Origin of the sequence: Sinorhizobium sp. RAC02, from assembly GCF_001713395.1 — a bacterium.
GTDB lineage: Bacteria > Pseudomonadota > Alphaproteobacteria > Rhizobiales > Rhizobiaceae > Shinella.
The window spans coordinates 88,511-102,703 of record NZ_CP016450.1 but is presented as its reverse complement, the minus strand read 5'-3'; the positions used below and the strand labels follow the sequence as shown (position 1 = coordinate 102,703).

At 60.2% G+C, this 14,193-nt stretch carries 9 protein-coding genes; 3 read left to right on the top strand and 6 right to left on the bottom strand.

Going from position 1 to position 14,193, the window contains the following annotated elements; all coding sequences use genetic code 11:
* The first annotated feature begins 65 nt into the window (after window positions 1-65).
* Genes BSY16_RS00465 through BSY16_RS00455 form a run of 3 tightly spaced genes read left to right on the top strand, consistent with a single transcriptional unit; the run spans window position 66 to window position 2,963 of the window.
* Window positions 66-1,469 carry a KpsE/RkpR family capsule polysaccharide export protein gene (locus BSY16_RS00465; protein WP_069057848.1) on the top strand — a complete coding sequence of 468 codons (1,404 nt, stop codon included), beginning with the start codon at window positions 66-68 and terminating at the stop codon, window positions 1,467-1,469.
* Between the two features lie 10 nt (window positions 1,470-1,479).
* Entirely contained in the window at window positions 1,480-2,274 is a 795-nt protein-coding gene (locus BSY16_RS00460; protein WP_069057847.1) for an ABC transporter permease, read from the top strand.
* The gene (locus BSY16_RS00455) at window positions 2,271-2,963 is read left to right on the top strand and encodes an ABC transporter ATP-binding protein (protein WP_069057846.1); all 693 of its coding nucleotides are present in this window, start codon (window positions 2,271-2,273) and stop codon (window positions 2,961-2,963) included. Before BSY16_RS00460 ends, BSY16_RS00455 begins: the two co-directional genes overlap by 4 nt.
* Before the next feature lie 145 nt (window positions 2,964-3,108).
* Here the strand turns inward: BSY16_RS00455 and BSY16_RS00450 are convergent, their stop codons facing one another.
* The 6 genes from BSY16_RS00450 to BSY16_RS00420 form a co-directional block, all read right to left on the bottom strand.
* Window positions 3,109-4,539, bottom strand: coding sequence for a capsular biosynthesis protein (locus BSY16_RS00450; protein WP_069057845.1), 1,431 nt, complete (start codon window positions 4,537-4,539; stop codon window positions 3,109-3,111).
* 179 nt (window positions 4,540-4,718) lie between these two features.
* The gene (locus BSY16_RS00445; protein WP_069057844.1) at window positions 4,719-6,746 is read right to left on the bottom strand and encodes a capsule polysaccharide biogenesis protein; all 2,028 of its coding nucleotides are present in this window, start codon (window positions 6,744-6,746) and stop codon (window positions 4,719-4,721) included.
* An 88-nt stretch (window positions 6,747-6,834) separates the two neighbouring features.
* Complete coding sequence (locus BSY16_RS00440) at window positions 6,835-8,001, bottom strand: polysaccharide biosynthesis/export family protein (RefSeq protein ID WP_069061283.1); 1,167 nt, start codon at window positions 7,999-8,001, stop codon at window positions 6,835-6,837.
* Between the two features lie 471 nt (window positions 8,002-8,472).
* Window positions 8,473-11,559 (bottom strand): efflux RND transporter permease subunit, encoded by a 3,087-nt coding sequence (locus tag BSY16_RS00430; protein ID WP_069057842.1) that lies wholly within the window; start codon window positions 11,557-11,559, stop codon window positions 8,473-8,475.
* Window positions 11,556-12,629: an efflux RND transporter periplasmic adaptor subunit gene (locus BSY16_RS00425; RefSeq protein WP_069057841.1), complete on the bottom strand. Its 1,074-nt coding sequence runs from the start codon at window positions 12,627-12,629 to the stop codon at window positions 11,556-11,558. The genes BSY16_RS00430 and BSY16_RS00425 overlap by 4 nt, the downstream gene beginning before the upstream one ends.
* Window positions 12,626-13,696: an efflux RND transporter periplasmic adaptor subunit gene (locus BSY16_RS00420; protein WP_150129832.1), complete on the bottom strand. Its 1,071-nt coding sequence runs from the start codon at window positions 13,694-13,696 to the stop codon at window positions 12,626-12,628. Before BSY16_RS00420 ends, BSY16_RS00425 begins: the two co-directional genes overlap by 4 nt.
* Window positions 13,697-14,193: the final 497 nt, after the last annotated feature.

Here is a 14,193-nt window from a genome sequence, read left to right as displayed (position 1 = left end):
GTCGAATAATCTGCCGCCACAAATGACTTGGCGACCAATCAGTTTGCTTTTGAGAGAGTAGCGACGTGGAAGACGAAAAAACGCCCGCTGCGGCAGAAACCCCTGACGCCAAGGCAAGCAGCCTGATGGATATCGCCAAGCAGCGCGCCAAGCAGCGCGCCGCACAGCAGAAGGTCGTCGCGATCAAGCAGGCCGCCGCTGCACGGCACCGCTCCGATCCAGAGCTCGATGACGAGGAAAATCTTGGCAAGCGCGCCGACTCGCGGCCGGCCCTGCCGAAGGACATCGTCAAGACCATTATGACGCTGCCTGAAATGCCGAAGCGGAAGCGGAAGCTTCCCTGGGCCAAAATTTCCTTCCTCGCGGCTGCGATTTTCCCTGCATTTCTCACGAGCCTCTATTACTTCTTCATCGCCAGCCCACAATATGTTGTCGAGACGCAGTTTTCTGTCCGCGGCTCCAGCGAGAATTCCTTCAACGCGCTTGGCCTTTCGGCTCTCGTTGGAAACTCGGCGCAGTCCGGCGATTCCTATATCGTTGCCGACTATATTCATTCGGCGCAGATCCTGCCCGACATAAAGGAACAGACGAACGTCGACATCCGGGACATCTACTCGCGCCCGTCGATTGACTTCCTGTACCGCGAAAACAAGGATGGATCACTAGACGAATTCCGCAACTATTGGCGGGACATGATCAATGTCAGCTTCAATTCGACGACCGGAAACGTGACCATGCAGGTCTATGCGTTTTCCCCGTCGGATGCCAAGCAGGTTGCGGATTCCATTCTCACCGTTTCCGAGAATTTGGTGAATACACTCTCCGAGAAATCGCGCAAACAGTTCATCGAGGTGGTCAACCAGCAGGTCGCCCGTTCGGAAGAGCGCCTGCGCAACATTCGCAAACAGATTACCGACCTGCGCATGACGGAACAGGCCGTCGATCCGACGGCCGTCGCAACGATGGAAGCTGCGATCATAAGCACGCTTGAGCAGGAACTCGCATCGCTTAGGACACGATACAAGGCGCTTGTCGATTCGATCAGTTCCGACGCGCCCTCGGCCCGTGTCATCGAGCGGCAGATCAGCGCGCTGGAAGAACAGCTTGTCGAGCAGAAGAGACGGATTACCGGCGAGGCCACTCCGACCGATTCCAGCAACAAGACCACCCGCAGCGGAGCGGAAGGCGGGCGCGCATTGCCCGAAATGCTCGACCGTTTCACGGAGCTCAGCGTCGAGCAGGAATTTGCGGTCAAGGCCTACACCGCTTCGCTCGCCTCGCTTGAAACAGCGATGCAGGAGGCGCAGAAGCAGGAGCGCTATTTCGCAGTTTACGTGGCGCCCCGGGAGCCGGAAATCGCGCTGTATCCGCTGGGTATGTTGAATACCTTCATCGTATTGATCGCATCCGTCGGTCTCTGGATCATCGGGTACTTCACGTTCCGGTCCGTCAAGGACCATTCAATTTGATCGTGGCGCCATGAGCATCTTCGCTGAAAAACCGCTGAGTTACGCGCTAAAGGAAAATGCCAGGGTAATTTCGGCGCTTGTGGTGAGAAACGCCGTTACCAGGTTCAGTAAGAGCCGTTTCGGCTTCATCTGGATCCTGGTGGAGCCGGCCGCCTATGTCGGGATCTTTTTAGCGATCCACACTTTCATGAAGGCGCACATCCCATTTGGCGACAATGCGGCACTGTTTATTCTGGCCGGCGTGTTTGGATTCCGAATGACACGCGGCATCTCCCGCAAAACAGAGCGCGCCATTATCAGCAACCAGCCGATGCTGACCTACCCTCTCATCCGGCCTCTCGATACGATCGTCGCAGCGTTTCTGCTCGAAGCGACAATCTGGATCATGATCTGCGCCCTGTTCATGGGCGGGCTCGCCTATACCATGGACCGACCGATCATCGTGTATCCCGGTGATTTCATGGAATGCCTGCTGGCCATTCTGTTCTTTGCGTTTTCCTTTGCAACGTTCAATGCCACGGTGGGAGGCCTGATCCCCCGCTATGACACGTTCCTGAACATGATAAACCTGCCGCTGATGCTACTTTCGGGCATCTTCTACATGCCGACGCAGCTTTCGCCGGAGGTTCAATCCATTTTGTGGTGGAACCCGTTCCTACATTGCGTGGAGTGGTTCCGCACCTCCACCTATATCGACTACACGCCGCTGCTCGACAAAGGGTACCTCCTCGGATTGGCGACCGGGCTGCTGGCAATTGGCCTTACGGTGGAACGCGTCTTCAGGCCGCGGATCATTAACGCATGATAATATTCGACAATGTCAGCAAAGCCTTTCCACGCCCTCGCGGTGGAAAGAAAATCATTCTGGACAAGTTCAGCGCAGCGTTTCGACCGGGTATTAATGTGGGTATCCTCGGTCGGAACGGTGCTGGCAAATCCACGCTGATGAACCTCATATCCGGTGGCGACCTGCCGGATTCCGGCCGCATCATCCGTGAGGGCAAAATCTCCTGGCCGCTCGGCTTCAACGGTGGTGTGCACGGCAAATTGACGGGCGCCCAAAACACACGGTTCATCGCCGACATCTACGGCAAGAGCCGCCACAAGGTTCTCGACTTCGTCAGCGAATTCTCCGAACTCGGCCCTTATCTCGACATGCCCGTGCGGACCTATTCAGCCGGCATGAAAGCGCGCCTCGCGTTTGGTATCTGCATGGCAATCGAGTTCGAATACTATCTTATCGATGAAGTGATCGCCGTCGGCGATTCGACCTTTAAGAAAAAGTGCAAGGAAGTCTTCGACCAGCGCCGCGAAAATGCAACCCTTCTTCTCGTTTCGCACTCTGCCGGCTTGCTGCGCTCATTCTGCGATATCGGTGGCGTCATGAATGAAGGCCAACTGACGTTCTACAACGATATTGAGGAAGCAATTCAGGTTCACGAGGAAATCCTGCGAACCTCCCGGCCCGCGTCGAGGCAGCGGCGATCAGCCTGACGCGGCTCTGCGCCGGCTACAGCATGTTGTGCAAAGTGTACGCAATTTGCGCAAACATCATGCGAAAAATCAGCGAACTAAAACGCAAGGAGCAAATCTGAAGGGATTGCGACGCGTTTGGTCAATAAAAAGAAATGCGGGTTGGTCAGCCGGCAGATGCCTCGCCGGAACGCTGCCCCCAGACCTGCGGATCGATGGCATCGGACAGAGGCAGTAAAACGCCGGCCGTACGGCCAACCGTCTCCATCGAGCGCAGCTTCGCGAGAAGCGAATTGGTCGCAACCTCCATCCCTTCATAGGCATAGAAGTCACCAGACTCGAGACATTGCTCAGCGACCCAGTTCAGATAGTCCCGCCGCAGGCCCGCAGAGGCCACATGGCCGCTCGACCAGAAGCTGTCCAGATCTATGCCCTTGGCGACGCAGAAAGCGAGCGCAGGATGGCGATAGAATGCTTTTCCAAGAACGGCAAGCGGAACGCCATGCACGAGCGCCGACAGGCCGGAGGTACTATTGATCGTCACCATGCCTGCGGAATGCCGCGTCAGAAGGCCAAGTGAACCATTGTCGAGAATATGCACACGGTCGGCCACATTGTTCAGTACGCCCACCTGGCGGATGAACTGCTTATCTTGGCTATGCCCACGTTCCATGGGGTGAATCTTGAAAACCAGCTGATGCGTTGGCGGTGCGTTTCGCGCAAAGGAAACGATCGCCTTCAGAATGAGTTTCTGGTTGTTCCAGCCACCGGCTGCAGCAGCCAGTTGGCTATCATCGTGCACTTGCAGGGGAACGAGAAAATATTTCTTGTCGTGATGCTCGAGCAGTCGCTCCATGCTGCGGTAGTTGCGGCCGAGATTTCGGAACTTCAGATAGTAGTTCTTGATCCAGTAGAACATCTCGGTCACGAGCGACCGCTTTGGCTTATGGAAAAGCTTGCGTTCGCTCAAGGTCGAAAAGACGCCGCGCACGGCAAAGTAGGTGAAGGCATAGGTCGCCATCGCGCCGAAAGAAGACGGATAGGTGGTGCTTTTCGGGCGTTCCCGCCGCTGCTTGACCTCATCCTCCGGCGGCAAGAGCCCGGCAATCGGCGAAAGCCAATTGTTGCCGCCAAGCTCCATCGTCACGAACCCCGGACGAATGTAGCCTTCTTCGAGGCTCAGCACGGGGATGGCATTCAAGGCGCATTGCTCAATGGCTATCTTGTGCACATCACGTTCGCACCCGAACAGGATGACATAATCGAAACCATGCTCCGTTACGATCCCGGTGAACCAGTCACGCCACGCGTCTGCCGTTCCGGAAAAATGAAGAATGTTGCTTCCGCGGGCAAAAAGCCGGTCTCCCGCATTGAAGCTGACACGCCAGGCATCGAAACCACTGTCGTTGAGGAGAGCCTGCACCTTGCGGAAAAAAGGACCGACCGGGCCCTGCAGCAACAGCACACGTGGCGCGCTCTTGGATGGAAACCGCTTGGAGAGCTTGCGGCGCAACGCCAGATTGACGAGTCGCGGGCCCTTTGCCGAGGCATTCACATCGGCATCCGCGCTCAGATGTTTTTCATGCTGTTCGATCATGACAGGCTGGCTTAACCTAAAGGGTAGCGCTGACGCTGAATGCGCTTGGTATTCGCACAAAGCAGCAATTTTAGCAACGGCATCTACGACACTCCCCCCACAAATTGCCACTCTGGCAACCGAAATTCGAAAAGTGCAGCAGCTATGCAACGCAACCACGGCACCTGTCCGCCTGCTCGCTACCGCAACCGCGAGTCGCGAAGCAACACACCAACCCGGTTTATCTGTTGCGCCGCACCCAGAGTCACCTTTTGCAGCAGGCCAGACTTTTTCAAGGCGCCGACAGAAATCTCTTCGATGAGATCCTCCGGGCGGCAGGGCAGGCCGCTGAGAGGATGGACATAGAATGGGTAGAAAATGAGGCTTGCGGCAACAAGCGTGTCCAGATCGATCCGGCGCGTGCGGCGCGGTATCATCAGACGATCATCGGTGAGACCCCATCCCGCATAGAAGGGCGCGCCATGCACGCCGACAATCTTGCCTCTAAGAAGCGCCTCGAAACCGGCAAGCGAGGTCATCGTCTCGATACGGTCGGCCCACCCAATCCATTGCAGAATGTCACCGCTTTTGACGATCATATCCGCCGCAATCGGCACCACACCACCATCTCGCACGCCGGAAACCACATCGGGGTGCGCCTTGTAGACGATGAAGGCATCTGGAAAGAGCGCCCGCACCGCTGCAACGAGCGCCGCGTTCGAGCGCACCGCCGGCGAGCCGTAGCGGATCGACGCATCCTTTTCGACCTGCCCCGGCACGAGGATTTTCAACTGTCCCGCTGTCCCGGCCGGCAAGCTTGCTTCCGTGCCCAGATTGTATTTGGAAACACCGCGCTGAACCAGCAGGTGCACGAGTGCCCGTGCGCGAGCACGCAACGGTTCATCGAATGTCCCGCCTGAAAGAATCGCCTCCAGCCGGCTTTCGCCCCGGGAATCGTAATAGACATGCTCGTCATCCATGGCGATAGAGGACGGCATGGTCAGGGCGACACCCAGCCCGCGCGATCGGATGAAGCCGTCTTCGAGCCTGATGGCCGGCACGCCGACGGGAAGCGTCCGGTCACTACCCCAGATGGCGACGACACCGTCCTCGGCCTGGGCGGCAGCAACCGCCGCATCAAGCGAGCGCTTGTGGACCGGGTCACCGGCAACCCCTTTGAGGAAGGGGGTCATCGCTCTGCGCTTCCACGGGGAGAACCCGGCGGTAAACACCTTCCGATCTACGCGCATGCGTTGATCCCGCACGGCGATCGCCTGATCTACCGCCCGTTCGAGGCTGCACGCCTCACGGCTGTGCAAATCCAGATAGTGCGAATAGTCGAGGAATGCGGCATGAAAAACCTGCTCCAGCGATGCCGGTGACCGGTTCGCAGGCTGGACGCTATAGTCATTGGTCAGTCCGCGCCCGGAATAATAGGTCGTTCCGAAGCAATGAACCTGTCCGCCCGCCATGAGCGCCTCGAAGCCGAGCTGGCTAGAGACCGTGTAGACGCTGTCGGCCGCCTCCAGAAGCGGCCAGGGGTTCATGCGTCCGGGGACCGCGATATCTGCACCGATCGTCGCTGCGGCCTGTCGTAGAAGGCTCCGGTCGCCGGCTGCGGGGTGCGTGCGCACGACAATCGTCTTGCCCGGATTGTCCGCGATGGCTCGCTCCAGCATGGCCCGAAAGCTCTCCGGCCCCGCACCCGCGCCGGCAATGGATGCATCGCCCGCAACCTGATCGACGAGCAGCACAAAAGGACGCCCGGAAGGCACGCCGGCATCAGCGGGGCTAAGCAGCGGACTATTGTTGTATTTGGAAAGGCGCTCATGGCGCAGTCGAGCAATCAGCAGGCGCGCACGCTCGAGCGCTGCGGCATCGGTCACAGGCAGCGAGAGCAGTCGCTCCAGCCCATTCGCCGCCTGCGCATCGAAATAGATGCCGTCCCGATCAATGACATAGGAATGGCTGGGCTCCCCCTGCCCCGGCGCGAAGCCGCGCAGGAAGCCATCCTCCAGGGTAATGACCTCTTTACCGAAGCGCGTCGCAAGCCGCATCGCCCGGATGCCGGACGGGCGTCGACCCCAACCGACAAAACCATCGAGCCGGCTAGGAAAGACAAACGGCCACGCCACGACATCGGCTTCGAGCAGCCCGGCAATGTCGACGCGCAGCCGCCAGAGACCAGGAGAAAGAAGCGCGTAGGTTTTCCGTGCCTGTCCGGCCATTCAGCCCTCTACGACAAAATGCAAAAATCCGGAACGCCGCAAGGACATTCCGGATGAATGCAGCGAACCCGCCGAAAGCGCTCGGCTACTAGAACGCCCGTCCTGTGCGCTGAATATTGTAGGCCGCACTTGAGCCACTGGAAACGATGCTCATGAACTTCGCAAAATCCGTTGCGACATGGCGTGCCAGATAGATGACGTCCTTGTTCCGCACAGGGAAGTTCTGGGCGATGATATAGCTCTGCGTCTCCGCCAGGTCGAGGCGGTAGACGATCGGATAGCGACCTTCGGTATCCGGCACCATGCCGCGCGAAATCAGATCGCGGAAGCGATCGTCACCCACAACGCTGCGATAGACGTTTTCCTCTTCGTAACGGAAGACGAAATAGCCCTTCGGATCGGCCGTGGCGGTGTTACCGCCGCCAGCGAGTGCCGCCGCCTCGACGAGGCTGAGCTTGGCGGCGTTGAACGCAACCTTGCCGCTCTTCTCCGTCTGCCCGAGCGCCGAGAAGGTCTGCGGATCGTAGCTGACGTAGATCTGGTCTTCCGGCTTGACGTAGATATCGTCCTTCGGATTGTCGATAATCGCCTGCAACAGCACGGACCGCGTGCGCCCTGCGCGCTTCAGGCTGACATAGGTGTCATAGGGCGGCTTGCTGGCACCGCCGGCCATCGCGAGAACTTCGCTGATGTGCAGGCCGTTCAGCCCGAGGGGCACGATGGAGGATTTGTTCACGTCGCCCTGAACGGACACCGTCCGCGAGGCATTGTCGGCCATCGCCACGATGACATCAGGCTCGACAGCCTTTGCCTTCAGCGCATCGACGATCGTCGAACGCGCCGAATCGATGGTCATGCCGGCAAAACGTACCGAGCCAACGTAGGGGATCTGGCCGTGCCCGTCCGGCTGCACGATGACGGGAATCGACGTCGATTTGCGCTCGGCGGTGGAGAACAGGCCGTCCGGGCCTGCTTCGAAGATCGTGACCTCTAGGCGGTCACCGACCCCGATAACCGGCGTGCCACCGCCGCCGCCAATACCGAAGGTCTTGGCGAAGCTGGCGCGTGGCGAGGCGTTTACGCTGTTGGCGATGCGCTGGTCGATCGTCACGACATCAAAAATCAGCTTGGTCTGCGGGATCTCGTAGGCCTTGCCGTCCGCACCAGACGAAATAACCTGGTTGGTCAGTGGGCCATCGCTCGGAACGATACAGCCGGCCAGAGCCAGCAGGGTTCCTGCCGCGAGAATACGCACGAATGCGTCCAACCCCTTACGCGGCCTGCTCACGTCTTCAATTCCGATCATCACACTGCAATTCCCTTCGACCGCGCCCGAGAGGGCACGAGGCAAGAGCCGATCGCTTGCCACGATTGGGCGGCATAGACATGCAGTTTCAACGTTTCGTCAAGTCCCATGACCAAACCTTGTTCCACTCCGGTACATCCGCCCTGTCCCGCCGATACCATGGAGAAAATCCCTTGCACATTCGTTACTGCGTGGAAAGCGGCTTTGCCCTTCGGCATTGAAAATCAACTTTTTCCACCAGCTTTTTCAAAAAGAGTGCGGCAAAAAGAACGCATCTTCACCCGCGAAAGCCAAGACATATAAAGGGCGTAACCGCGCCTGAAGCTTGCCACGAGAATCATTGCCCCTCCCCACGCCTGCCCATCCATGGCTGCGATTCCTAGAAGCCATGATGCCGGACATGGGCGAAATTGAGAGGCCCTACGCCGCCTTGACGGGCTCTGCCGGTGGAGCCGACGGCTCTTCCTTGTCTTCGGGCTTGATCCGGAACCAGGCGATGTAAAGCGCTGGCAGGAAGAGCAGCGTCAGCACCGTGCCGACGATGATGCCGCCCATCATGGCATAGGCCATCGGCCCCCAGAACACTTCGCGCGATATGGGGATGAGCGCGAGGCTCGCCGCCGCCGCGGTCAGCATGATGGGGCGCATACGATGTTCCGTCGCCTCGCGCACGGCGTTCCAAGCATGCATGCCCTCTCGCCGCAGATCCTCGATCTGCACGACGAGAATCACCGAATTGCGGATCAGGATGCCGATCAGCGCCAGCACGCCGAGGATGGCGACAAAACCGAGTGGCGCACCACTGCCGAGCAGCGCGATGACGACGCCGATCAGCGCCAGCGGCGCCACCGCGAACACGAGGAACAGCCGCGAGAAACTCTGGAGCTGCAGCATCAGGATCGTTGCCATGGCAAACAGCATCAGCGGCACGACCGCAATGATCGGCGCCTGGCTGTTGGCGCTTTCTTCCACCGTACCGCCGACCACGACATTGTAGCCGGAGGGAAGGTTTTCCTGGAAGGCCGAAACGTCCTTGGCGACCTGCGAAACGATCGTTGCCGGCTGCACGCCACCGGTAATGCTCGCCTTGACGGTGATTGTGGGTTCACGCGAACGGCGCCAGACGACCGGCTGCTCCATTTCGTAGCGGAAATTGGCGACCGCGGCGAGCGGCACCGAGGTGCCGCTGGCTGTCGGCAGCTGGAGCTGGCGCAACGTCTCAATCGATTCGCGCTCGCTTGCCCGCGCCCGGCCTATGACGTCGATCAGATAAACGTCATCGCGGATCTGGGTAACAGTCGTGCCGCCGACGACACCGTTAAGAGCCGAGGCGATATCCTGCGAGGTGACGCCCAGCTGGCGGGCCTTGTCCTGCAATACATCGACCTTCACGACGCGTGCCGGCTCGTTCCAGTCATAGACGATGTCGCCCAGCAGCGTGTTCTTGCCGAGCAGTTCGCCGAATTCGAGCGCGTGTTTGCGAACTTCCTCGATATCCGGGCCGCTGACACGATACTGGATCGGCCGGCCGACCGGCGGGCCGATGTCGAGCAACTTCACCAGCGCATCCGTGCCGACGAAGGTTTCGCGCAGATAGGCCTGGAGATCGGCACGCAGGCGATCACGCGCTTCGAGATCCTTGGTGACGATGACCGTCTGGCCGAAGGCCGGCGACGGCGGCTGTACGTCGAAGGACAGCAGGAAGCGCACAGCGCCCTCGCCCACATAGGAGGACCACCGCTCGACATCCGGATTGCCCTTGAGCTTCTCCTCCTCGAACTTGGCGATCTGCGCATTGGTCTCGGCAATCGAGGCATTCTGCGGCAGCGACCAGTCGATGATGAGCTCCGGCCGGTCGGACGACGGAAAGAACTGCTCCTGTACGTACCGCATGCCGAAAACGGAAACGCAGAACACTAGCACGGTGGCGATGATGGTCGTCCACTTCCAATGCATGCAGGTATCGAGCAGGCGCACGAAGGCGCGGGTGAACCAGCCCTTCTGCTCGTGATGTTTCTTCATCGTCTTGGGCAGGATCGTCACGCCGAGCAGCGGCGCGAAGACCACCGCGACGACCCAGGAGACGAGCAGCGAAATGGCAATGACGACGAAGAGGCTGAAGGTGAACTCGCCGGCCGCGCTGTTGTTGAGCCCGATTGGAATGAAGCCCGCCACCGTCACCAGCGTGCCGGTAAGCATCGGGAAAGCGGTGGAGGTGTAGACATAGGTCGCGGCTTTCCGCCGCGAATCGCCCATCTCCAGCCGCGCCACCATCATTTCCACCGCGATCATCGCATCGTCGACAAGCAGGCCGAGCGAGATGATGAGTGCGCCCAGCGAAATACGCTGCAGCGATATGTCGTCGTAGTACATGAAGACGAAGGTGATCGCGAGCGTCAGCGGGATCGACAGCGCCACGACAAGCCCGGCACGCACGCCAAGGCTGACGAAGCTGACTGCGAGAACGATGATGACCGCCTCGAACAGCGCCCGCGTGAAGCCGGAAACCGCCTCTTCGACCACCTTAGGCTGGTCGGACACGAGATGTACGTCGACGCCGACGGGCAGCTCATGCGACAGAAGCTCGATCTGCTTCTCCACGGCCGCGCCGAACTCCAGCAGGTTCGAACCCTGCTTCATGCCGATCGCAAGACCGATCGCCGGCTCGCCGTTGAAGCGGAAGAGCGCCGATGGCGGATCGAGGTAGCCGCGGGTGATCGTGGCAATGTCGCTCAGGCGGAAGAAGCGATTGTTAACCCGGAGATTGACGTCGCGAAGGTTCTCTTCCGAAGCGAACTGCCCGCCGACACGCACGCTGACGCGCTCGCCGCCTGCCTGCACGACGCCGGAAGGCGTGACGGCGTTCTGCGCCTGGAGGGTCGAAACGACCTGCTGCGTGGAAATGCCGAGCGCGGCGAGTTGGCGTGTCGAGAATTCGAGATAGATCACCTCGTCCTGCGCGCCGACGAGATCGACCTTGCCGATATTGGGAACCGTGAGGATGCGCCGGCGGGCGTCTTCCACATAGTCGCGCAACTGGCGCGGCGAAAGTCCGTCCGCGGTGAAGGCATAGATATTGCCGAAGACGTCGCCGAATCGATCGTTGAAGGCAGGACCGACGACGCCGGACGGGAAATCGCCACGGATGTCGTTGATCATATTGCGCACGGTCACCCAGGTCGGCGCGACATCACGCGCGCGGGTCGTCGGCTTGAGGTTGACGAAGATCAGTGTCTGGCCAGGCGTGGTGATGCTGCGGGTGAAATCAAGCGATTCCAGCTCTTCCAGCTTGCGCTCGATGCGCTCCGTCACCTGCAACGTGGTCTCCTCGACGGAGGCCCCGGGCCAGGCGGCGCTGATCGTCATCGTCTTGATCGTGAAGGACGGATCCTCCTCGCGACCGAGATTCTGGTAAGTGAAGAAGCCGAGCAGCGCGAAGACGATCATGAAGTACCAGACGAGCGATGCGTGATCGAGCGCCCAGTCCGAAAGGTTGAATTTCTTCATAGGCTTGCCTCGTCTTCAACCTTGATTTTCTGGCCTTCTTCGAGGCTGTGTACCCCGGCGGTGACGACGCGGTCACCGGCTTTCAGCCCGCTGGATACCGGGAGGTACCGGCCGACCGCAGCACCCGTTTCGATCGGTGCCAGACGCACCTCGCCCTTCTGCGCATCGACCAGCCAGACATTCGGCTTGCCATCCTTCTGCAGAATCGCCGTTTCCGGGATCATGATGGCGGTGACGTCCGGCCCTTCGAGTTCGGCCGTGATGGTGGTGCCGAGACGCACCGTGTCCGGCGGGTTTTCCAGCGCGATCTTGACGCGCCGCGTGCGGGTCACGGCATCGGCGGAGGGCGCCACCTCCCGCACCACACCCTTGACGGTGATGGCAGGATTGATCTGCAACGACACAGTGAACCGGCTGCCGATAGCGATGGCTTCCGCCGTCTCCGGGATATCGACGACGGCATCCCGCTCGTCCGGGCGGGCAACCGTGACGATCGCCTCGCCGGGCGAAACGGTCTGCCCCACCTCGGCGCCCGTCGCAACGACGACGCCGTCGAACTCCGCCAGGATACTCGTGTAGGAAAGCTGTTCCTCCGCCTTTACGAGTGCCGTGCGCGCCCGCGTCACTCCGGCATCGGCGGCCTCGCGCGACTGCTCCGCGCTCTCGACGGCGGCCTTCGCCGCGGCGTTCGATTGCAGCAATGTCTTCTGCCGCTCTTCGATCGAAACCGCGCTGGCAAGCGTTGCCTCCGCGCTTGAAAGTTCCGCACGCGCCGAACGCACGGCCAGTTCATAGGCCGTCGCGTCAAGCACAGCCAGCACGTCACCCTTCTTCACGAGATCACCGACATGCACGGCGCGCGAGACGAGACGACCTGCAACCCGCGAACCGAGCGTAGCCTGCACCTTCGCCTGGACCGTACCGGCAAAGCGCGTGCCGGGAAGCGCCGTGGGCGTGACGACCATGGACAGGACCGGCCGCGGTGGGACGACGGCCTCTTCTTCCTTCTTGCAGCCGGCAAGCGCCAATGGGACGACGATCACCGTGGCGAGCAGAATGGATATCCTCATTGGGTCGCTCCCTCGATCACGGTAACGGTCTGGCCGGGTCGAAGCAGCTTTGTGCCGTCGGAGACGTAGGCCTCGCCTTCTTCGATACCGCCCGAGATAAGCGCCACACCGGTCTCGAAGGATGCGACCTCGACCGGGCGCAGGCTCACGGTATTGTCCGCTTTGTCGACGATCCATAGGGCCGGCTTGCCATCGGTGCCGGAAAGGGCTTGCCAGGGCACCACCGCGACCCGACGCGGCGCCAGCGCGCCGACACCAACAACGGAGGCACCAAGTGTCATTTCAGGTGGTGTCCGGTCCATGGCGATCTTCACGCGCACGGTCCCCTTGTCCGCGTCGATCGTCGGTGAAATCTCGCGCACCGTGCCCGTCGTGCGGATCCTGTCATCGCTGAGCAGGGTCACGACAACGCCGTCCCTCGCCGGCTGCGCGAAGAACAGGGATTCGTAGACATCGAAGACGGCATCGCGCGGGCCGGTGTCGGCAATGGTGAACATGGTCTGCGCCGCCTGCGCCACCTGGCCGCTCTCGGCGAGGCGCGCCGTGACGATACCATCAGTGGGCGCGCGCAGTTCCGTATAGGAAAGCAGTTCCTTCGCAGTACCGCGCTGGGCGATTGCCGCCTCCCGCGAACTTTCCGCCGTGCGCAACGCCGTTTCGGCGTCGTCGAAATCGCGGCGTGTGCTGATGCCGTCATTGAGAAGTGATTTCTGGCGGTCGAAATTGGTGCGGGCGAGCCGCAACTGCGCATCGGCCGCGCGAACACCGGCTTCCGCGGCCTCCACGTCGGCTCGCTGCTCCTCGGGGTCGAGCCGCGCGAGGACCTGGTCCTTCTTGACCGCGTCCCCGACATCGACGAACCAGCCGGTGATGCGCCCGCTGACGCGGAAGGAGAGATCCGTCTCCACGCGCGCAATCACTTCGCCCGTGATGGTGACCGTCTGTTCGCGCTGTTCGAACTGCACCGGCGCGACGCGCACCGGACGTGCCAGACCGTCAGCCCAGGCTGGTGAAGCAATGGCGCAGACCGCCACCGCCGCCAGCAACATTCTCCCCCATCGGGTCATTGTCGACTCCACCGTTGCAGAACCCCCATTTAATATGGGTCCTCATTATATCGAGTAGATCAGACTGGCAAGTTTCGACACCAAAGCTGTTTCATTTGCCTGAACTGAAGTGTGGCGGAGTCCGCGAGAAAAGCCAATCGGGGCAAAGCTGTGATAGGAAAATATAATAAATCATGTTTTTCAGCCGCCTAACGCCTCCGCGTGTAAGGGCCGGAAACAACAAAGCCGCTGGCAGCTTCGAAACCTTTGCGGTTCCCACAGAGCTGCCAGCGGCTTTCCCGGAGCGCCATTCGTTGGACGCTTCTATCTCGGTCCCCTCTGGACCTATCCCCAAGAAAGCAGGAAGCATGCCAAGCCGAAAGAATTATCAATAGTCATTCGATTTCAAAACGATAAAGCCATTCCTAACATAGAGGGCGCGCAGCGTTAGCCGCCAACCTGGTTAAATGCTGTGCACGACGCAAAAGTTGTGCGCTTTTCTGACGCACAGCAAAAAG